The organism is Cupriavidus sp. 22TCCZM04-2, assembly GCF_057798895.1.
Window position 1 is genome coordinate 508,616 of record NZ_JBYOJS010000002.1, and the last position, 20,475, is coordinate 529,090.

General features: G+C 67.7%; 15 protein-coding genes. 7 read left to right on the forward strand and 8 right to left on the reverse strand.

The window, feature by feature from the left end:
• The first annotated feature begins 6 nt into the window (after positions 1 to 6).
• Positions 7 to 993, forward strand: coding sequence for a Bug family tripartite tricarboxylate transporter substrate binding protein (locus AC3FKG_RS05715; protein ID WP_488742640.1), 987 nt, complete (start codon positions 7 to 9; stop codon positions 991 to 993).
• Between the two features lie 85 nt (positions 994 to 1,078).
• On the opposite strand, the gene fusA is transcribed toward AC3FKG_RS05715, so the two are convergent.
• Positions 1,079 to 3,187 carry an elongation factor G gene (gene fusA, locus AC3FKG_RS05720; RefSeq protein ID WP_488742641.1) on the reverse strand — a complete coding sequence of 703 codons (2,109 nt, stop codon included), beginning with the start codon at positions 3,185 to 3,187 and terminating at the stop codon, positions 1,079 to 1,081.
• Between the two features lie 342 nt (positions 3,188 to 3,529).
• On the opposite strand from fusA, the gene AC3FKG_RS05725 reads away from it, so the two are divergent.
• On the forward strand, positions 3,530 to 4,159 hold the full coding sequence (locus tag AC3FKG_RS05725; RefSeq protein WP_483712646.1) for a response regulator: 630 nt from the start codon (positions 3,530 to 3,532) through the stop codon (positions 4,157 to 4,159).
• 129 nt (positions 4,160 to 4,288) lie between these two features.
• Positions 4,289 to 5,260: a DedA family protein/thiosulfate sulfurtransferase GlpE gene (locus AC3FKG_RS05730; protein ID WP_488742658.1), complete on the forward strand. Its 972-nt coding sequence runs from the start codon at positions 4,289 to 4,291 to the stop codon at positions 5,258 to 5,260.
• Positions 5,261 to 5,292: 32 nt separating this feature from the next.
• Here AC3FKG_RS05730 and AC3FKG_RS05735 read toward each other — a convergent pair whose 3' ends face one another.
• The 6 genes from AC3FKG_RS05735 to AC3FKG_RS05760 all read right to left on the reverse strand — a co-directional run bounded on the left by AC3FKG_RS05735 (position 5,293) and on the right by AC3FKG_RS05760 (position 12,023).
• Entirely contained in the window at positions 5,293 to 6,249 is a 957-nt protein-coding gene (locus AC3FKG_RS05735) for a DUF1177 domain-containing protein (RefSeq protein ID WP_488742642.1), read from the reverse strand.
• 62 nt (positions 6,250 to 6,311) lie between these two features.
• The gene (locus AC3FKG_RS05740; RefSeq protein WP_488742643.1) at positions 6,312 to 7,475 is read right to left on the reverse strand and encodes a porin; all 1,164 of its coding nucleotides are present in this window, start codon (positions 7,473 to 7,475) and stop codon (positions 6,312 to 6,314) included.
• Positions 7,476 to 7,602: 127 nt separating this feature from the next.
• Positions 7,603 to 8,358: a dipeptidase PepE gene (pepE, locus tag AC3FKG_RS05745; RefSeq protein ID WP_488742644.1), complete on the reverse strand. Its 756-nt coding sequence runs from the start codon at positions 8,356 to 8,358 to the stop codon at positions 7,603 to 7,605.
• 39 nt (positions 8,359 to 8,397) lie between these two features.
• On the reverse strand, positions 8,398 to 9,582 hold the full coding sequence (locus tag AC3FKG_RS05750) for an aminotransferase class V-fold PLP-dependent enzyme (protein WP_488742645.1): 1,185 nt from the start codon (positions 9,580 to 9,582) through the stop codon (positions 8,398 to 8,400).
• Positions 9,583 to 9,613: 31 nt separating this feature from the next.
• A complete protein-coding gene (locus AC3FKG_RS05755; RefSeq protein WP_483712638.1) occupies positions 9,614 to 11,224 on the reverse strand; it encodes an OPT/YSL family transporter in 1,611 nt (536 codons plus the stop codon).
• 73 nt (positions 11,225 to 11,297) lie between these two features.
• A complete protein-coding gene (locus AC3FKG_RS05760) occupies positions 11,298 to 12,023 on the reverse strand; it encodes an IclR family transcriptional regulator (protein ID WP_483712637.1) in 726 nt (241 codons plus the stop codon).
• Between the two features lie 198 nt (positions 12,024 to 12,221).
• Between AC3FKG_RS05760 and AC3FKG_RS05765 the strand changes: the two genes are divergently transcribed.
• Entirely contained in the window at positions 12,222 to 14,942 is a 2,721-nt protein-coding gene (locus tag AC3FKG_RS05765) for a hypothetical protein (protein ID WP_483712635.1), read from the forward strand.
• A gap of 15 nt (positions 14,943 to 14,957) precedes the next feature.
• Here AC3FKG_RS05765 and AC3FKG_RS05770 read toward each other — a convergent pair whose 3' ends face one another.
• Entirely contained in the window at positions 14,958 to 15,713 is a 756-nt protein-coding gene (locus AC3FKG_RS05770; RefSeq protein ID WP_483712634.1) for an IclR family transcriptional regulator, read from the reverse strand.
• Positions 15,714 to 15,944: 231 nt separating this feature from the next.
• Between AC3FKG_RS05770 and AC3FKG_RS05775 the strand changes: the two genes are divergently transcribed.
• From AC3FKG_RS05775 to AC3FKG_RS05785, 3 genes are all read left to right on the forward strand, one after another.
• Positions 15,945 to 16,958 (forward strand): LLM class flavin-dependent oxidoreductase, encoded by a 1,014-nt coding sequence (locus tag AC3FKG_RS05775; protein WP_483712633.1) that lies wholly within the window; start codon positions 15,945 to 15,947, stop codon positions 16,956 to 16,958.
• 238 nt (positions 16,959 to 17,196) lie between these two features.
• On the forward strand, positions 17,197 to 19,167 hold the full coding sequence (locus tag AC3FKG_RS05780; protein ID WP_488742646.1) for a sigma-54-dependent Fis family transcriptional regulator: 1,971 nt from the start codon (positions 17,197 to 17,199) through the stop codon (positions 19,165 to 19,167).
• Between the two features lie 227 nt (positions 19,168 to 19,394).
• A complete protein-coding gene (locus AC3FKG_RS05785) occupies positions 19,395 to 20,468 on the forward strand; it encodes an ATP-NAD kinase family protein (RefSeq protein WP_483712629.1) in 1,074 nt (357 codons plus the stop codon).
• Positions 20,469 to 20,475 lie beyond the last annotated feature (7 nt).

Genomic DNA, 20,475 nt, shown 5'->3' on the forward strand with positions numbered 1-20,475 from the left:
CAGCCAATGCGCACACCCCTCGCTTTGCGGCACATCGTTCGCCTTTCGGTGCTGACGGTCGGCTTCGCCGCCTCTTCGGCCGCGCTATCGCAGGAATGGACCGCGCGGCCGATCAGCCTGGTGGTGCCGTTCCCATCCGGCGGCACGACCGATGTGCTGGCACGCGCGATCGGGGACCAGTTGTCAAAGACCCTCGGGCAGCCTGTCATCGTCGAAAACCGGCCCGGCGCCGGCGCGACCGTGGGCGCGGACTACGTGGCCAAGGCGAAGCCGGACGGCTACACGCTGCTGATGGGGGCCGTGCACCACACCATTGCAACCAGCGTCTACAAGAAGCTGCCCTACAGCTTCCAGAAGGATCTCGCTCCGGTGGCCACGGTGGCGATGGTGCCGAATGTGCTCGTCATCAATGCCGCCAAGACGCCGGCGAAGAACGTCTCGGAACTGGTTGCGCTGGCGAAGCAGTCGCCGACGGAGTTTGCGTATGGCTCGAACGGAAACGGCACGGCGCAGCACCTGATCGGCACGCAGTTCCAGGCGGCGACGGGCGCACCGTTGCTGCATGTGCCTTACAAGGGCAGCGGTCCGCTGACGACAGATTTGCTGGGCGGACAGGTGACGATGTCGTTCGATACGCTGACCACCGTGCTGCCGCACATCAAGGCCGGCAAGCTCAGGGCCCTGGCGGTGACGACCGCGAAGCGATCCAGCGTGCTGCCGGATGTGCCGACGCTCGAAGAGTCTGGGCTGAAGGGCTTTGATATCGGCACGTGGTTCGGCGTGCTGGCGCCTGCCGCGACGCCGAAGCCGATCGTGTCCAGGCTCGGCGCCGAGATCGTGAAGATCGTTAAATCGCAGGATTTTCAGCAGCGCATGCTGGCTGCGGGCGCGGAGCCCATGGTGGGCACTGCTGATGCGTTTGCAAAGCGCATCGATGATGAGACGGTCAAGTTCGAGAAGCTGGTGAAGGAAGGGAAGGTGGCGATCGAGTAGCTGGATATTCGCGCAATTCGGCGAAGAGCGAAAAAGGCCGCGATGCAATCGCGGCCTCTGTCGCTGGCGTGGCGCGAAATACCCGCTATGCCACCCGCTTCGCATTGATCACCGCCTCCGCCACGCTGGCCGGCGCTTCGGCGTAGTGCTTGAACTCCATCGTGAAGGTCGCGCGGCCCTGCGTGAGCGAGCGCAGCGACGTGGAGTAGCCGAACATCGTCGCCAGCGGCACCTCGGCCCGCACCACCTTGCCGCCGCCGCCGGCGATCTCTTCCATGCCGTGCACCATGCCGCGCCGCGACGACAGGTCGCCCATCACATTGCCGGTGAATTCCTCCGGCGTTTCCACTTCCACCGACATCATTGGCTCAAGCAGGATCGGCTTGGCCCGCTTCATGCCCTCGCGGAACGCCATCGAGCCGGCCATGCGGAACGCATTCTCGTTCGAGTCCACGTCGTGGTACGAACCGAATACCAGCGTGGCCTTCACATCGACAATCGGGTAACCGGCCAGCACGCCTGCGGTCAGCGTTTCGCGGATGCCCTTGTCAACCGCCGGGATGAACTCGCGCGGCACCACGCCACCCTTGATGGCGTCGACGAACTCGTAGCCGCCGCCGTGCGGCATCGGCTCGATGTTGAGCACCACGTGGCCGTACTGGCCGCGTCCGCCCGACTGCTTGATGAACTTGCCCTCGACATCCTTTGCCGCCTGGCGGATAGTCTCGCGGTACGCCACCTGCGGCTTGCCCACCGACGCTTCCACGCCGAACTCGCGCCGCATCCGGTCGACCAGGATCTCCAGGTGCAGCTCGCCCATGCCGGAAATGATGGTCTGCCCGGATTCCTCGTCGGTCGTCACGCGGAACGACGGGTCCTCCTGCGCCAGCCGGTTCAGGGCGACGCCCATCTTCTCCTGGTCCGCCTTGGTCTTCGGCTCCACGGCCTGCGAGATCACCGGTTCCGGGAAGCTCATGCGCTCCAGGATGATGACCTTGTTCGGGTCGCACAACGTGTCGCCGGTGGTGGCTTCCTTCAGCCCCACCGCCGCGGCGATATCGCCTGCGCGCACTTCCTTGATTTCCTGGCGCACGTTGGCGTGCATCTGCAGGATGCGCCCCAGCCGCTCGCGCTTGGACTTGACCGGGTTGTAAACCGTGTCGCCGGAATGGACCAGCCCCGAATACACGCGGAAGAAGATCAGCTGGCCGACGAACGGGTCGGTCATGATCTTGAACGCCAGCGCCGAGAACGGCTCGTCGTCGTTCGGGTGGCGCTCGGCCTCGCGGTCGTCCTCGGTATGGCCCAAAATGGCGGGCACGTCGGCGGGCGAGGGCAGGTAGTCGATCACCGCGTCGAGCATGCTCTGCACGCCCTTGTTCTTGAACGCGCTGCCGCACAGCATCGGCACGATCTCGTTGGCGATGGTGCGTTTGCGCAGGCCCTGCTTGATCTGCGCCTCGGTGAGCGGTTCGCCCGACAGGTATTGCTCGAGCAGCGTCTCGTCGGCCTCGGCCGCGGCTTCGATCATCTTGTCGCGCCATTCCTGCGCGATGGGCAGCAGCTCGGCGGGGATGTCCCGGTACTCGAAGCGCACGCCCTGGCTCTCGTCGTCCCAGACCACGGCCTTCATCTTGACCAGGTCGACCACGCCCTGGAAATGGTCTTCGGCGCCGACCGGAATCTGGATCGGCACGGCGCGGCCCTTGAGCCGGTCGGCGATCTGGGTCTGCACGCGGAAGAAGTCCGCGCCGACGCGATCCATCTTGTTGACGAACGCGATGCGCGGCACGTTGTACTTGTTGGCCTGGCGCCAGACCGTCTCGGACTGTGGCTGCACGCCGCCGACCGCGTCATAGACCATGCACGCGCCGTCCAGCACGCGCATGGAGCGCTCGACTTCGATGGTGAAATCGACGTGTCCCGGCGTGTCGATGATGTTGATGCGGTGCTCGGGGTAGTTGCCGGCCATGCCCTTCCAGAACGCCGTCGTCGCCGCCGACGTGATGGTGATGCCGCGCTCCTGCTCCTGCTCCATCCAGTCCATCGTCGCGGCGCCGTCGTGCACTTCCCCAAGCTTGTGGTTGACACCGGTATAGAACAGGATGCGCTCCGTCGTCGTCGTCTTGCCGGCGTCGATATGGGCACTGATGCCGATATTGCGGTAGCGCTCGATGGGGGTTTTGCGGGACACGGCGATCTCTCCGGGATGACCTTAGTTAAGTAGAGTAGCACCTGCCGCGCAACCCCGTTTGTCCCTGCGCGCGGAAGGGGCAGCCATCGGGGCGCGCCGAGCGCCGTCCGTCGTCCGCGCGCGGCAAGCGGTGGATCCGGCTTGCTGGCGGCCTATAAGAGCAAAGAAATTGCTTCGTCAGATGCAGATTCATCTGCATTGCGGTTCCACCGCATTTCAGCGCCTGAGCGCCTGCCTATACTTGCCCCTTCATGTCCCGCGTCTACCTCCTGCGGGTGACAGTCTTCCGGCGCCCGGGCGCCTACCTGACCCATTCCTATACAGAGAGACAGACAGGCAAGCATGGCTAGCGTCCTGATCGTTGATGATCATCCCGCGTGGCGGCTGGTGATGAGATCGCAGCTTTCCCAACTGCTCGGCGTGGAGCATATTCTCGAAGCCGACAATGGCCAGTGTGCGATTGAATCGGTGCGCCAGCACAAGCCGGACCTGGTGATACTCGACCTCGACATTCCGCGCATCGGCGGCCTCGATGTGGCTGCCCGCGTGCGCGACGTCCATCCGGCGGTGCGCGTCCTTGTCGTGACCGCGCTGGATCCGGCCGTCTTCGTGTCGCGCGCGTGGCAGGCAGGCGCGCAGGGCTTTGTCAGCAAGACCCAGGACATCCAGGAGATCCTGCGGGCGGTGGAGTCCGTGCTGGCCGGCTATACGGTTTTTCCGGCACTGCCACGGCGTGGCGCCTACGGGCCGGCGTTGTGCGGCGACGAGGAAAACCTGCGGCGCCTCTCCGACAAGGAACTGGGGGTGCTGAAGATGCTGGCGCGCGGCATGACGTACAAGGACATCAGCCGCGAACTGTTTATCAGCAACAAGACCGTCAGCAGCTACAAGGCACGCATCATGGCCAAGCTGCAGATCGGCTCGCTGGTGGAGCTGGTGGACTTTGCCCGGCGCTGCAAGCTGATCCAGTAAGGCCGGCCGCGGGCAGGCCCAGGCTCAAGGAATTTGAAGGTCCCCTGCAGTCGGCGCACGTGCACGCTGGCGGCAGCGCTGGCAAACTGTCGGTCTATCCAAATGAAAGACCAAGGCGGGGGGACGGCTGTGGGCGAGTTGCAGACCATGCTGGAAAACCATGGGCTGATGCTGGTGTTCCTCAACGTGCTGGCGGAACAGGCGGGCCTGCCGATTCCGGCGTATCCGATGCTGTTCGTGGCCGGCGCACTGGGCGTGCAGGAGACCGGCCCGTCGATCGGCGCGGTGCTGGCGACCGTGATCGTGGCTTGCCTGATCGCGGATACCGCCTGGTATTTTGCCGGCCGCCGGCTGGGCCAGCCCATGCTGCGCACCATCTGCAAGGTGTCGATGTCGCCGGATACCTGCATCCGCCAGACCCAGTCGCTTTACCTGCGCGTGGGGCCGCGATCGCTGGTGTTCGCCAAGCTGCTGCCCGGTGCCGGCGCGCTGTCCACGGCCATGGCCGGCATGACGGCCACGCCGCTGCCGGTATTCCTGTTCTATGACGCCGTCGGCGCGCTGGTCTGGGCCGGCGCGGCGCTGCTGGTCGGTGTGGTGTTCAGTGACTTTGTCGATGTCATCCTGGCCGGCTTCAGCGAGTACGGGCACCTGGCGGTGCTGATCTGCGTGGGCGCCTTCGCGCTGTTCCTGGCCTGGCGCATCTGGTGGCGTTTCCGGCTGTTGCGCCGGACGCGGCGGGTGCCGCGTATGACCGTCGATGAACTGGAGGCCCGCCGCCGCGCCGGTACGCTGCCGCTGGTGCTGGACGTCCGCGCCCATGGCCCCGCACCGATCGAGCGCATCCCGGGGGCCATGGTCGTCGACATGCATGGATCGCTCGACACGCTGCGCGACCAGCTTGCGTCGCGCGACATCGTCGTCTACTGCGCCTGTCCGCACGAGATTTCGGCGGCCATCCTGGCCGAGCGGCTGCGCGCCGCCGGCCATCCGCAGACCTTTGCCCTGGCGGGCGGCTTCGACGAGTGGAAGCGCCTGCACGGCGGCATCGAGACGCCGCCGCAGGCCGCGGAAGCGGCCAACGATGCGGCAGCCGGCTGATCCGCTTGCCCCGGGGTGACGGGGCGGAAGTCTCAGCGCTTGCCGGTAGTCTGGAACACCGTCAGGTCCGGGTAGACCGCGCGGATCTTCTCCCACTCGGCGGCGTTGAAGAACTGGCACTTGCCCGCGCCAAAGCGCTTACCCACTTCCACGCAGAAGCGCACGGCCTCGGCAATGTCGATCTCGTGGTTGGCCGACGTGGCGCTGCCCGATACGACCGATTGTGCCGTCACCGCTACCCCGACCACCGGCGCGGGCGTGGCCACGTGCGGCTGCATGATGCTGTTGAAGTGGTACAGGCCGTTGTGATACGGCGTGATGTCCTGCTGCGAGATCGGGAACGTGACGGCCGGGCAGCCGGTGGTCGATTCCATCGTCGCGACCAGGTCCGGGCTCACGCGCAGGATGTAGCCCTGCATGGCCGTCGGCGAAATCGCGAAGCCGCGATGCTTGATGATGCTGTTGCCCTTGGACGCATCGATCGACAGGATGGCGTCCATCTCCGGCAGCACCTGGTGGTCGTTCATGGTGTCCGACGACACCGGCATGCCCATGAACGGCACCGGATCGTGTGGCTGCATCGACACATTGGTCGACAGGTGCGTCGTGACGATGACGTCGCCGGCCAGGTGATCGCCGCGCGACTTCATCTGCGCGAGCTTGAGCGCCACGGCCAGGCAGCCGATCGGGCCATCCGCGTCGGAGACCAGGCCCACCAGCTCGGGCCGCGCGCCGATGGCGCCATTGCGCCCGATCACGCCCAGCGTGGGCGCCCGGCCGCCGCCGCGCTTGCCGGCGCTGCCGGGAATCACGATGGTGATGAAGTCGCTCGTGTTGGCGGTGTTTTCGGGCGATGCGTTGTGCACCGTGGTCACTTCGACCGTCACGCCGGCCGCGGCGTAGGGCGCGAACAGTTCCCGGACCACAGCACCGTTGGCGTTCGGGCTGTCCAGGGCTTCATGAATGACCAGCGTCTGCTGCAGGGCCATGGTTTTTCTCCAAGTGGAAGGGCGAGGGTTGCCGCGCAAGCGCGCGCGGCGTGGAATATTGATCAGAACTGGTGGCGCAGGCCGACCATGACGGTGGTCTGGTTGTCGTTGCCGTCAAGGCGGCGGCCGCTGTCGCCGGTCCAGTTGGTGGTGTTGTTGCCGAACAGGCCGGACCAGTCGCCGTGCACCCAGTCGTAGGCCACGGCCAGGTAGGCGTCGGTACGCTTGCTGAACGCGTAGTCGGCCACGGCGTAGGCGGTGGTGCGGTTGCCGCTGAAGTTGTCGGCGCGCGTGCGGTTGTGCATCACGCTGCCGGTCAGCGTCACGTTGCCGGTAATGGCGTAGTTGGCGCCGACGGTGAAGAAGTCGTCGCGGCGGCTGCCGTTGAAGACCGAGTTGATGGCCGCGCGGTTGGTCGGCGTGGGCGCGGTCGACATGCTCGTGATGGTGGCCGTGTCGGTGCCGCCGCGCGACGAATCGAAGCCGCCGTCGCGGTCGCTGTAGATATAGTTGGCAAAGAGGTTGCCGCGGCCGACCGATGCCTTCAGCCCTGCCATGTAGATGCGGGCCGCACGGCTCTGGATATCGCGGGTTTGCTGGAAGTCGCCGATCGCCGTGATCGGGCCGGCCGCGTACTTGAGGCCCAGCGATACCGACGAGCTTGCCGAACCTTTGCCTGCCGTTTCACCGAGCGCATATTCGGCGATTATGGAGACCGGGCCGAAGTTGCCGGTGTAGCTGACCGCGTTGTCGTAGCGCTGGCCGGTCAGGTAGACCATCCAAGAGTTCGACGGCGCCGCGCCAACGCCGAGCGGGTCGACGTAGTACAGCATGGTGTTGGCCGTGGTGTACTGCCGGCCCATGGCCAGCTCGCCCCAGCGGTTGCCGATCTTCACGTAGGCCTGGCGGCCGAACAGCTGGCCCTGCTGGTCCAGCTTGCCGGTATCGGTCAGGAAGCCGTTCTCCAGCACGAAGCCGGCCTTGACCCCATCGCCAAGGTCTTCGCTGCCACGCAAGCCGAAGCGGCTGCCCGACAGGAAACCCTCGCCACCCTGCTGCAGGCCAAGCACGGCGTCACCGGCCGGGTTCGAATGCGTCTGGTACGTCAGGCCACTGTCGATGACGCCGTACAGCGTCAGGCCGGACTGTTGCGCCATGGCGGCGGCAGGCAGGCTAAGCAGCAGAGGCATGGCCGCGCGGGCGGCGCGGCGGACGGGGTGGCTCATTGTGGTTTCTCCTCCAGTGGGTAATAGGGTGTCCGCGCGGGGGCGCATCAGCGCAGCCTGCGTCGGTGGTTGTCTTGTTCGAATTGGCCGGGCACTGCCGGCCCGGCGGCGTCAGCGAGGCCTGCGCTTAGCAGGCAAAGCCCGGCCAGTCCTGCATTCCTGCCGGACCATGGATGCGCGACAGCGCAAAGGTCTCGCCTTCGCGAATGGTCTCGACCTGGCCTTCGGCCGGGAACCACAGCGCATGGCGCTCGCCCAGCACGGTGCCGTTAGTGCCGTCGCTGTACAGCGCCGAGCCTTCCGGCAACGCAAACACCTGCTCCGGCGCATTGATATTCAGGAACTCGGCCAGCCGCTCTTCACGGCTTTCGCCGTTATGGCCGGCCGGCTTGCCGCTGATGAAGTGCGGGTTGATCTGGAACGGCACCAGCCCGAGCGCGCGCAGCGACGGCGGCTGCACGATCGGCATGTCGTTGGTGGTGCGGATGGTCGGGCAGGCCACGTTGCTGCCAGCGCTCCAGCCCACGTACGGCGTGCCGGCGCGCACCTTCGCGCGGATCGCGTCGACGATGCCGGCTTCATACATGCGCTTGAGCAGCGCGAAGGTATTGCCGCCGCCCACGGCGATGGCCTCGGCCTCGTTCACGGCGCGCAGCGGATCGGCGCTGTGGTGGATCGACTCCAGCGCGTAGCCCAGCCGTTCGAACACCGGCTTGACCATGCCCTCATAGGTGTCGAAACTGAACGTCACGCCGGCGAACGGCACGAACAGCACCTTGCGCGGTTCCTTGCGCAGCAGCGTGTGGATCTGCTCGCCGGCGTGCTCGAGATAGCCGAGGTTGTCCTTGCGCGAGCTGCTCATCAGGAGGATGCGTTGGGTCATGTCTGGGTTTCCTTCAGGGATTCGGTTCGGGGCTCGGGCTCAGGCCACGGCGGCGCGGATCAGCGCGGCCACGCGGTCGATTTCCTCGTGGGTGTTGAAGTAGTGCAGCGACACGCGCGCCATGGTCGACACGCCATAGCGCGCCAGGATCGCGTCCGCCATGAAGTTGCCGGCTTCGATGATGCATTGCTGCGCTTCAAGCGCGGCGACGATGCTGGCCGGGTCCACGCTGCGCACATTGAACGGAACGATGCCGATGCGGTCGGCCACGTTGGCCGGGCCGTACAGCTCGAAGCCCGGGATCGAGGAGAATTTCGCCACGGCGTATTCGGTCAGGTCACGCACGCGTGCCTCGATCGCGTCGATGCCGATCTGCATGGCGTAATCGATGGCCGTGCCCATGCTCAGGATCGCCGGCACGATCGGACAGCCCGCCTCGAAGCGGCGCGCGCCGGCGACGAACGACAGCGCGCCGGTTGCGCGGTCATAGGCGCCGTTCCACCAGCCGGCCAGCGCCGGCTCGATCTGTTCGATAAGCGCGCGGCGCACATACAGGAACCCCGAGCCCTCGGTCGCGCGCAGCGCCTTGCGGCCGCAGCCGGCCAGGAAATCGCAGTCGAGTTCGCCCACGTCCGAGCGCAGCATGCCCACGCTTTGCGCGGCATTGACCAGCGACAGCACGCCGTGGCGGCGCGCCACGGCGCAGATCTGCGCGGCGGGCTGCACCGCGCCCGTGGAGTTGGGCAGGTGCGAGAACGTCAGCAGGCGCGTGCGCGGCGTGATGGCCGCGTCAAAGGCTTGCGGCGACAGCAGGCCTTCGGCATTGGCCGCCACCATCTTCACCACGATGCCGTGGGTTTGCTCAAGGCGGCGCCACGGCAGCAGGTTGCTGAGCATCTCGGTGTCGGCCACCAGCACTTCGTCGCCGGCCTGCCAGGCAATGCCGCGCGCGATCAGCGAGATGCTTTCGGTCGCGTTCTTGGTGAAGGCGATCTCGTCGGCGGCCGCATTCAGCAGTGCGGCGAGCTTGCCGCGCACGGCGTCCACGCGCGCATAGGTCTGCTTGCGGAACGCCGGCAGGTAGATGCCCACGTGTCCGGTATCGAGCAGGTAGCTGCGCACGGTGTCGAGCACCGCATCGGGCGGCAGCGATGCCGCCGCCGTGTCGAGGTAAATGGTGGAGGCCGTCAGCGGGGTGCCGGCTCGGATCGCTTGGATATCCATGGAACGTCTCAGGTAATGCAGGGGAAGGGTGTTACTTGCGCAGCTTGGTGACCGAGCCGACGAAGCTGAACAGCGCATCGCCCGCGATCACGCCGCCGGCAAAGGCGCTCATCTCCGCTACATGCTTGTCGCCGCGCAGGCGCTGCACGATGAAGCGGATAAGCAAGCCGGCCAGCACTGCCCATCCGGCCAGCGGCGAGGCGATCAGCATGCCGGTCGAGAGCAGGATGCCGAGCTGGCGCTTGGACCCGCCGATCAGCTGCAGCAGCGCGCCGGGAATGGCCCAGATCACCAGGTTGCGCGCGATTTCCGCCGACGAGCCGGCCTTGATCGACGCCGCGTAGACGCGGTCGACGGGCGGGATCAGGTTCTGCGCGAAGAAGCTGCCGTGGAACACGAGCACCACCACCGCGGCCACGGCGAAACCGATCATCGCCGCCAGGAACTGCTGCTTGCGGCCGGCCAGTTCGGCTTCCATGTCGCGGCCTTCGCCGCGCAGCAGGTAGCCGGTCTTGAGGTCGTAGCCCATGTCGGCGAAAGCCGGTCCGGTCGCGGCCGAGAAGCCCACCAGCACCGCCAGCGCCGTCGGCGGGAAGCCGATCAGGATGCCGATGGTCAGCGTGATCAGCGCCACCGCGAAGGCCGGGAACCAGCCCGAATGCATCGCGGCGATGCCGACGATCAGCTCGTGCACATAGGCGGCGAACGCGGCGTAGAGCACGAACACCACCAGCATGCCCGGCGACATGTCGGACACATGGCCGGCCAGCACCGAGATCAGCAGCGCGATCGCCAGGTAGATCAGGAAGCCCCCCGACAGGATGCGGCTGGCGCGCGAGGCCGGCACTTCGATCGTGCGCGCATCGGCCGCCGGCGCGTGGCGTGCACGGCGGATTTCGAAGGCGACTTGGAACAGCGCCACGATGCCCGCGCCGATCATGAGGCCGTGCGGGATGTAGGCCTTGGCAATATCCACACCGGTCAGCGCCACCGAGTAGCCGCGCACCAGCAGGCCGATGCCGAACATTGTCAGCGCGGCCAGGTTGCCGAGGAACGCTGCGCCGAACGCGGACATCGGCACGCCGAGCCACGCGCCGCCGACGCCCACGGCAATGCCCAGGCCCAGGAACGCCGCCTTGCGGCCGCCGCGGTCGCCGGCCCAGATGGCTTCGGCGGTGGCAATGCCCGCGGGCCACGTACCCGTAGCCGGGAATATCTTGCTGCCGAACAGGAAGTACAGCATGGCGCCATCGACGAACATGGCGATCACTGCGCCAATCAGCATCGGCGAGGCCAGTTCCGGCATGCCCATGGCGTACGGCACGCCGATCGGGATCATCAGCGAATTGGCCGCGCCGAACGTGGCCGACGAGATCGCCGTCTGCACCAGGTTCTGGCGCTCCAGCACGCGGAAGCGCCGCGTGACCTCGAGCGGGATGCGCGAGAACACGATGGCGATCAGCGCGCCGATGATCGAGGTATTGGCGGAGATGCCCAGCGACACGATCAGCTGCATGCCGATCATCGCGCCGAACACGGACAGCACGACGGAAACCAGCAGCAGGAGCGGCTCCATGAAGCGCGTTCTTGTCGCTGGTTGCGCCACCCCCGGCGCGTTCAGTTCTGTTTGCATAGGCGTCATGTCTACCGTTCCTCCCTAGTGTTGTCTCGTTTCGCGCGCCCCGCCAGTTCCGCTGGCCGCCCGCTGTGTGTTGTCAGCGCAGGAACCCTGTCACCGGCCCGATGGTGTCGCGTGCCGCCCGCAGCGCATCGAGCAGGCGCGGCAGGGCGTGTTCATCGAGCCGCTGCAGCGGCCCGGCAATCGCGAGCGAGCCGATCACGGCGCGCGTGTCGCGGCTATACAGGGGTACCGCCAGTCCGGCCACGGTCGCCGTAGATTCCTCGCAGGTGTAAGCCCAGCCTTCGGCACGGACCCGCACCAGGCGCGCTTCGAGTTCTGCCTCGGCCAGGCCAGCGCGTTGTGCCACGCGCTGGCGCAGTGCTTCCGGCTGGAAGGCCAGGATTGCCTTGGCATGGGCGCCCGCGTCGAGCGCGAAGCGCTGACCCACCTCGATCGAAAAGCGCAGCTGGTGCTGGCTCTGCGCGATGTCCGTGCACAAGCCTTCGTCACCGTCCAGCCACGACAGGAACACGGTCTCCCCGCTCTGGCGCGCCAGCGCTTCGAGCGCGGGCTGCACGACCTCGGCCGGCGAAAAGGTCTTGCGCATGACTTGCCCAAGTTCGAACCAGCGCAGACCCAGGCCATAGCGGCCCATGGCGTCCTGCACCAGGAAGCCGTTGGCGGCGAAGGTGGCGAGCACGCGATGGACCACGGCGTGATGCACGCGGCTTTCACGCGCCAGTTCGCGCACGCCCCAGCTTGGCTGGCGCGCATTGAAGTGAGTCAACAGCGCCAGTGCGCCGTCGAGGGTCTTGAGCATTTCGATTGCCTTGTGTCTCTTATACAGAGACAACGTCTCTGATACAGAGAAATGCTAGGCCTCGGTGACCCTCTGCAACAATCAGGGTTAACGCATACGACGGGATACGGTCGGGGCGCGAGACGTTGGCGTCTCATGCGAGGGAGGCGCTGGAGAGCGTCCTATACTTGGCACGGACCCTTCGCCAGGGAGGCGTGCATGCCTGCAGAAGACCCCGGATTCAGCGATGAAGCCGCCCGGATCGCGCAAAGGCGCCGGCAGCTTGGCCTCTCGGCGCGCCCCGGCGCGGACACGCGCAACTGGGCCATGGCGCTGTCCGGCGGTGGCATCCGCAGCGCGACGTTCTGTCTCGGCGCGCTCCAGGCTCTGGCCAGCACGCCGCTGAAACCAGCGGCGGAGCCTGACGACGCGCCGCCAGGGGCGGCGGTCCCGCCAGCCTCGATGCTGCCGCAGTTCGACTACCTGTCCACGGTCAGCGGCGGCGGCTTCCTCGGTGCCTTCTTCGCCAGCCTGTTCGTGCCGGGCCGCCTGCGGCGCGGCACGAACCCGGTACAAGCGGCGGCCGACGCGTACCACACGCTGCAGTGCGAGCCGCCCGGGCGCATCCGTACATCGGTGTCCTATGCAGCCGACCCGGGCCGCGGCGCCGTGGCGTGGCTGCGAGAAAACGGCCGCTACCTGTCGCCTACCGGCGCCGGAGACAACCTCTACGCCGCCGTGCTGGTCCTGCGCAACTGGCTGGCGATGCATTACGTGATCGGCAGCGCGCTGCTGCTCGTGCTGGCCTTGCTGGCGCTGGGCCAGTACATGGCCACGGGCATGTCGTACAGCCTCGGCCGCTACGAGATGGACTTGCTTCATGACGCGCGCCAGGCGTTCAACCAGGGCGAATGCATGGTCTGGTGGAGCACCTTGCTGTGGTTGCCGCTGGGCTCGGCGCTGCTGCTGGCCGTGCCGCCCGGGCTGGCCTACTGGATGGTGTATCCGCGTGCCAGCGACCCGCAGTCGGCGGCGCGCTTCCTGAGCCCCGGCCCGATCGTCGCGACGATCGTGGCCATCCTGCTGCTGCTGGCGGCGCGGTGGGTCGTGTGGCTCGGCCCGGGACTGGTGCTGGCCTGCATCCTGGCGGCGGCTGGCGCCCTGACGCTGCTGGCCGTGCTGTGCTGCCTGGCCCTGCTCGTGCCGGCGCCGCGCGCGGTATCGGACTATCGCGTGCGCGCCACGCGCGCCTTGCGCAGCGCGGTGGCGTTGACGCTGTGGCTGCTGGCGCTCGGCCTGGCCGATACCATCGCGCGCACGACCTTCCTCTATGCGTCCATGACGGCGTCGGCATGGCGCGCGGGCGTTCCCGCCGGCGTGTTGGCCGCGCTGGTCTGGCTGGTGCGCTACGCTGCTGGCCTGCGCGACGAAGGCAAGCGGGACAGTGCCGATACGCCGTGGCGCGCGCTGCAGGCGCACCTGCCCGTCTCGCTGATGGCCGGGGCACTGGCTGCGCTGCTGGCGCTGCTGGTGTACGTGCTGTGGTCGTGGCTGGTGCTGGTCGTGCGCTGGAACGGACGCGAGCCGGTGGACTGGCTCGTGTTCGGCAATGCCTATACAGGCCCGGTGCTCGTCGTACTGGTGCTGGTGGCGCTGTTGCTGGCGATGGTGGCAGGGCGCTTCACGGGCTTCCTGAACCTGTCGACGCTGCAGCCGTTCTATGCGGCGCGGCTCACGCGCGCCTACCTTGGCGCATCGAACGGCGAACGCTTCGTCCCGCATCCGGCGAACAGGCAGGGACGCGAGCGCTTCAGCGTGGCCGAGCCGGTGCCCGGCGACCAGCTCAGCCTGAACACCTACTACGATCCGCGCGTGCTGGCGCCGCTGCATCTGATCAACGTCACGCTGAACCAGACCGTCGATCCGGCCGAGCAACTGGTGCAGCGCGACCGCAAGGGCAAGCCGCTGTGCGTCGGCCCCGGCCCCAGCGTAGTCCAGCCGGGAACGGCGCAGGCTGACAGCTATGCGCGCTTTCTTGTCGACGGGCGTCCTTGTTGTCCGGATCTGTCGCATCCGGGAACGGCCCGGGTCGCCGATTCCCGCACCGTGGGCGACTGGATCGCGATCTCCGGCGCGACGCTGGCCACCGGCATCGGGCGGGCCACGACGCTCGGCACGTCGCTGCTGATGGGCTTGGCGAACCTGCGGCTCGGTACATGGTGGCCGTCTTACCTGCATGACGGTCCGCGCCACGCGGGCCGCGTGCCGGCCGCGCAGCGCCTGCCCGAGCGTGCCACGCACCCGGTGCTGGCGCGCTTCAGCGCGTTGTTCCGTACGCAGTATTGTCTCGCTTGCGAACTCGCCGCGCGCTTCCACGGCATGCATCGCGGCTGGCAGTACCTGTCTGACGGCGGTCACTTCGACAACACCGGCGTGTACGAATTGCTGCGCCCGGGACGCGATGTGTCACTGATCGTGCTGTGCGATGCCGGCGGCGATCCCGACTACCGCTTCGGCGACCTGGCCAACCTGATCCGGCTCGCGCGGATCGACCATGGCCTGGAAATCGTGGTGGATATCGAGGCTGCCACCACGCATCCGGTACTGAGCACGGTGTTCGGTACGCCGGAAGATTTTGGTGCGCAGGCCAATAGCGCGGCGGCGGGCAAATGCGCGGTGCTGCTCAATGTGTACCGCGCGGGTCCGGCTGCGGGGCGGCAAGATCCGGTCTGCCGCATCGTGCTGCTCAAGCCGCGCCTGGCGGACTGGGCGCCAGCCGATGTGCAGCAGTACGGCGCGGACCATCCGGCTTTTCCGCAGGAGGCCACCTCCGACCAGTTCTTCGACGAGGCGCAGTGGGAAAGCTATCGCGCGCTGGGCCACGCCATCGGCGCGCGCGTCTTTGGCGGCGCGGTGGGGCAGGCGCTACTGGCAGGCTGAATGCGGGAACCCGGCTTAGCGCACGAAGCCGATCACCTCCTCGAGCCGGCCGCTGGCATCGCGCAGGGCCTCCAGCAGGCGCGGCACCGCATCGTCGCCGAGCCGCTGCTGCGGGCCGGCAATGGCCACCGAGCCGATCACCGCGCTGTGGTCGCGCGACCACAGCGGCAGCGCCAGCCCTGCCACGCTCGCGGCGGCTTCCTCGCGGGTATGCGCCCAGCCGTGCTGGCGCACCTCGGCCAGCTGGGCTTCGATGGTGTCGCGGTCCAGCGTGGTGTGCGGCCCCATCTTTTCCATGCCCTGCCGGTAGACCTCGCCGCGGAACGCGTCGTCCTGGAACGCGAGCATGGCCTTGGCGTGCGCCCCGGCATAAAGCGGAAAGCGCTCGCCCAGTTCAATCGAGAAGCGCAACTGGTGCTGGCTCTGCACCAGGCCCACGCACAGGCCCTCATGGCCGTCGAGCCACGACAGGAAGACCGTCTCGCCACTTTGCGCGGCCAGCTTTTCCAGTACCGGGCGCACGATCTCGTCAGGCGAGAAGCTTTTGCGCACGACCTGGCCGAGCTCGAACAGGCGCAGGCCGAGCGAGTACTTGCCGGTGGCCGCGTCCTGCACCAGGAAGCCGTTGGCCGCGAAAGTAGCCAGCACGCGATGCACCACCGCGTAGTGCACGCCGCTGTGCTTGGCGAGTTCGCGCACGCCCCAGGTGGGCTGCCGCACGTTGAAGTGGGTCAGCAAGGCCAGCGCGCCGTCCAGTGTCTTGAGTGTCATACCGATTTCCTGCTTCGCATGGGGCAGCATGGTACGGGACAAGCGGCGCTGCGCTCAATCTTTACCCCACCCAACGCACTCCGATCGATGCCGGCGCCGATAACCACGCCACTGGTAAGGCCGCGTGGCGGCCGCCAGCACGATTGCCCGGGGCTTACTAAGATAGCGGACGCTTTCGATTCCCGCGCGCATCGGCCGGCACAGGCCCGCCGACGCGCCAAGGCAGCTTCCATGACGACCTCCATCCCGTATTCTGTTCTCGACCTGGCCCCCATTGCGCAGGGCAGCGATGCCGGCCAGGCCATGCGCAACGCGCTCGACCTGGCGCAGCACGCCGAGCGCCTGGGCTACCGCCGCTTCTGGCTGGCCGAACACCACAACATGCCAGGCATCGCCAGCGCCGCCACCGCCGTGCTTATCGGCTACGTGGCCAACGGCACGCGCACGATCCGCGTGGGCTCGGGCGGCGTCATGCTGCCCAATCATTCGCCGCTGGTGGTGGCCGAGCAGTTCGGCACGCTGGCCTCGCTGTTCCCCGGCCGCATCGACCTTGGCCTGGGTCGCGCGCCCGGCACCGACCAGGCGACGGCGCGCGCGCTGCGCCGGCAATTGTCGCAGGACACGGCCGACTCGTTCCCGCAGGATGTGGAAGAACTGCAGGCCTATTTCGATGACGTGCGCCCTGGGCAGCGCCTGCGCGCCGTGCCCGGCGCGGGCCTGAAGGTGCCGCTGTGGCTGCTTGGCTCCAGCCTGTTCAGCGCGCAGCTGTCGGCGGCGATGGGCCTGCCGTTCGCGTTTGCCTCGCATTTCGCGCCGGGCTTCATGCGCCAGGCCGTGGACCTGTACCGGCGGACGTTCCGGCCTTCCGCGCAGCTGGAGCGGCCCTACGTGATGCTCGGCCTCAATGTGTTCGCGGCGCAGACCGACGCCGAGGCCCGGCGCCTGTTCAGCTCGCTGCAGCAGCAGTTTCTGGCGCTGGTGCGCGGCACGCCGGGGCAGTTGCGCGCGCCCGTGGACGATATCGAGGCGCTGTGGAACGAGAGTGAGGCAGACCATATCCGCCGTTCGCTCGCGTGCTCGGTGGTGGGGAGTCCGGAAACCGTGCGCGCCGGCATGCAGCGCTTTGTCGATGACCTGCGCCCGGATGAACTGATGCTGACCGGCCAGATCTTCGACCACGCCGCGCGCCTGCGCTCGTTCGAGATTGCCGCCGACACGGCGCGTGCGCTGACGCCGGCGGCCTGAAGCGGGAATCGCCTTCGAAGGCCCGGCCGCGCAAGGGGCCGGGGCAGTCCTGTCCCCACCGTACTGGAATGCCGCCTGGCGCACATGGCTGCGGCGGCGATGATATCGGTTTGCACCGTCCCGACCGCGTCGGATACAGTAGGCAGCCAGTACAGAGTCGCGCCATGACGCGACCGGTTCGCCAGTCCGCCAATGTGCCCTCCGCGGCGCACGCCGCGGAGACGACAAGGAGACAGCGATGGACCTGCGGCAACGCGAGCACATCGAGACGGTAGTCCACGCCACCACCTACCTTCCGCCGCCAGCCCTGCCCGCGGACCGGCCCACGCACGATGCCGTGATCGAGAATTCGTGGCGGCGCTGCGTGCACCAGTACGGGCTGGACCCGTCGCGCATGCAGGAAGCCCGCATCGTGCCGCAGACGCGGCTGCGCGAACACCAGCAACGCATCGACGATTTCGCGCGCATTGCGCGCCATGGGCTGGAGAGCTTGTATGCGCAGGTCGCGGGCCTGGGCTACGTGGTGCTGCTGACCGATGCGCAGGGCGTGACCGTCGACTACATCGGCGATGCGCGCACCGATACCGACCTGCGCCATGCCGGCCTGTACCTGGGCGCGGAATGGAGCGAGTGCGGCGCGGGCACATGCGCCGTCGGCACGGCCTTGTTCACGGGCGAAGCCCTGACCGTGCACCAGGCCGATCATTTCGACGCCACCCACATTCCGCTGACCTGCACCGCCGCGCCGCTGTTCGATACGCACGGCAACCTGCACGCGATCCTGGACATCTCCGCGCTGACGTCCCCGAATGCAAAGGACAGCCAGGGGCTGGCGCTGCAGCTGGTGCGCATCTACGCGGCCCATATCGAGAACGCGAATTTCCTGCGCGCGCATCACCGCGACTGGATCCTCAAGCTGAACGTCGCCCCCGAGTTCGTCGACGTCAACCCGGAGTACCTGCTCGCACTCGATGACAGCGGCCGCATTGTCGGACACAACCACCGGGCGCGGCGGATGCTCGAAGGGGAACTGGCCACCGGCACGGTGCTGGGCCAGTCGTTCGAGACGCTGTTCAACGCGCGGCTCGAAGACCTCGGCCGCTATGTCTACTCGCGTCCGAGCGAGCAGCGCCTGGTGGCGCTGAACCGCAGCGGCGGCCTGCTGTACCTGAGCGTGATGCCGCCTGCCTTGCGCTGGCAGGCCAGTGGCGCGCAGGAGCGCCCAACGCCGCTGCCGGAGCCTCTGGCGGCGTTGTGCGGCGGCGACCCCGCGCTGCAGCAGCAACTGCAGCGCGCGGCGCGGCTCGTGGATTCCCCGATCAACCTGCTGATAAACGGCGAGACCGGCAGCGGCAAGGAGTACCTTGCCAAGGCGCTGCACCTGGCCAGCGCGCGCCGCGGGCAGCCGTTCGTGGCGGTGAACTGCGCCGCCATTCCGGAAACGCTGATCGAGAGCGAACTGTTCGGCCACCTGCCCAACAGCTTTTCCGGCGCCGGGCCGCGCGGCAAACGCGGGCTGATCCAGGAAGCGGACGGCGGCACGCTGTTCCTCGACGAGATCGGCGACATGCCGCGCGAGCTGCAGTCGCGGCTGCTGCGCGTGCTGGCCGAGGGCGAGGTGCTGCCGATCGGCGCGGCGCGTCCGGTGCCGGTCCGGCTGCGCGTGATTTCGGCGACCCATCACCGGCTGGAAGACCTGGTCGCGCAGGGGCGCTTCCGCGAGGACCTGTTCTACCGGCTCAACGGTGCCCGGTTCGCGCTGCCGCCATTGCGCGATCGCACCGACTTCGAATGGCTCGTGCAGAAGATGCTCGATGAAGGCGGCCAGCGCGGCATCACGCTGTCGCCGCAGGCGCGCGACCTGCTTTGCCACCACCGCTGGCCTGGCAACCTGCGCGAGCTGCGCAACGTGCTGGAGTACGCGCGCGCCGTCTGCGCCGGCGGGTATATCGATGCCCATGACCTGCCAGATGGCCTGGGCGCCCTGATGCCAGTGTCCGCCGTGCCGGTGCTGCCTCCGCAGCCGGACGACGCGCCGGAACTGCCGCCCGAGGCCATGCTGCTGATGCAGTACCTGCGTGCGTCAGGCTGGAACCTGAGCGCTGTCGCGCGGCAGATCGGCGTGAGCCGCATGACGCTGTACCGCCGCATGGAGCGCTACGGCATCCAGTCTCCCAACCGCCGCGACGGCGACCCGCCCCAGCCATAACAGCCATAAAGCTGCCAACGATACAGCTGTCCAGCGCTGTACACCTGCCCTGTGACACCTGTCACGCCATGAACGCCGCCGGCACTGCCCGCGCGGCGGCCTGACCCGCGTTTCCTGCGGGTTATCCCGCAACTTTTCCGGTCCCCTGCGTGGCTACAGCGCGCCGTGCGTGCTGGCACAGCCATTGCAATCTGCCTGTCAGCACAACGACAGACAGGAGACAGGCCATGCAAGCACGGTCCGACGGTGCGCCGCTGGTAGGCATCATCGCCAACCCGGTGTCGGCGCGCGATATCCGCCGCGTGATTGCCAATGCCAACAGCCTGCAGTTGTCCGATCGCGTCAACATCGTGCTGCGGCTGCTGGCCGCGCTGTCGGCCTGCGGCATCGACCGCGTGATGATGATGCCGGATCGCGAAGGCCTGCGCGTCATGCTGGCCCGCCATCTGACCCGCCACCAGGGTCCGGACGCCGGGCTGCCGGCGGTCGAGTACATCGACATGCCGGTCACGGCGCGCGTCGACGATACGCTGAATGCGGCGCGCCACATGGCCGATGCCGGCGTGGCCGTCATCATCGTGCTCGGCGGCGACGGCACGCACCGTGCGGTGGTGCGCGAATGCGGCGGCGTGCCGGTCGCCGGCCTGTCCACCGGCACCAACAATGCGTATCCGGAAATGCGCGAGCCGACTATCACGGGGCTGGCGGCGGCTTTGTATGCGACGGGCCGGGTGCCGGCCTCGCTGGCGCTGGCATCGAACAAGCGGCTCGATATCGTGATCCGCGATGCCGACGGCGGCTTCCGGCGCGATATCGCGCTCGTCGACGCGGTCATTGCCCATGAACACTTCATCGGCGCGCGGGCGCTGTGGAAAGCCGACACGCTGGCTGCCGTGTACGTAGCCTTCGCCGATCCGCAGGCCATTGGCCTGTCCGCCATCGCCGGGCTGCTGGAGCCGTTGGGCCGGCGCGAGCCGGGTGGCCTCGCGATCGAGCTGGCCGCGCGGGGGCAAGGCGAGTTCGAGCTGCGCGCGCCAATTGCCCCGGGCCTGCTGTGCCCGGTTGACGTGGCGGGCTGGCAGTACCTGGAGCATGCCCGCCCGCATCGCGTGCGCCAGCGCTCCGGCATCGTCGCGCTCGACGGCGAGCGCGAACTGTCCTTCGGCCCCTGCGACGAAGTCAGCATCACCCTGCACGAGCACGCGTTCCGCAGCATCGACGTGGCCGCGTGCATGCGCTATGCCGCGCGCGAGCGGCTGATGCGCAGCGTATCTGTCACGCAATCAGCAAGCACGTATTGAGGCAGCC

Bases quoted from the DNA above. Each gene is read 5' to 3' on its own strand.
- AC3FKG_RS05715 (WP_488742640.1), top strand. From the start codon at position 7: ATGCGCACACCCCTCGCTTTGCGGCACATCGTTCGCCTTTCGGTGCTG.
- AC3FKG_RS05725 (WP_483712646.1), top strand. From the start codon at position 3,530: ATGGCTAGCGTCCTGATCGTTGATGATCATCCCGCGTGGCGGCTGGTG.
- AC3FKG_RS05735 (WP_488742642.1), bottom strand. From the start codon at position 6,249: ATGGCCCTGCAGCAGACGCTGGTCATTCATGAAGCCCTGGACAGCCCG.
- AC3FKG_RS05740 (WP_488742643.1), bottom strand. From the start codon at position 7,475: ATGAGCCACCCCGTCCGCCGCGCCGCCCGCGCGGCCATGCCTCTGCTG.
- pepE (WP_488742644.1), bottom strand. From the start codon at position 8,358: ATGACCCAACGCATCCTCCTGATGAGCAGCTCGCGCAAGGACAACCTC.
- AC3FKG_RS05750 (WP_488742645.1), bottom strand. From the start codon at position 9,582: ATGGATATCCAAGCGATCCGAGCCGGCACCCCGCTGACGGCCTCCACC.
- AC3FKG_RS05755 (WP_483712638.1), bottom strand. From the start codon at position 11,224: ATGACGCCTATGCAAACAGAACTGAACGCGCCGGGGGTGGCGCAACCA.
- AC3FKG_RS05760 (WP_483712637.1), bottom strand. From the start codon at position 12,023: ATGCTCAAGACCCTCGACGGCGCACTGGCGCTGTTGACTCACTTCAAT.
- AC3FKG_RS05765 (WP_483712635.1), top strand. From the start codon at position 12,222: ATGCCTGCAGAAGACCCCGGATTCAGCGATGAAGCCGCCCGGATCGCG.
- AC3FKG_RS05770 (WP_483712634.1), bottom strand. From the start codon at position 15,713: ATGACACTCAAGACACTGGACGGCGCGCTGGCCTTGCTGACCCACTTC.
- AC3FKG_RS05775 (WP_483712633.1), top strand. From the start codon at position 15,945: ATGACGACCTCCATCCCGTATTCTGTTCTCGACCTGGCCCCCATTGCG.
- AC3FKG_RS05780 (WP_488742646.1), top strand. From the start codon at position 17,197: ATGGACCTGCGGCAACGCGAGCACATCGAGACGGTAGTCCACGCCACC.
- AC3FKG_RS05785 (WP_483712629.1), top strand. From the start codon at position 19,395: ATGCAAGCACGGTCCGACGGTGCGCCGCTGGTAGGCATCATCGCCAAC.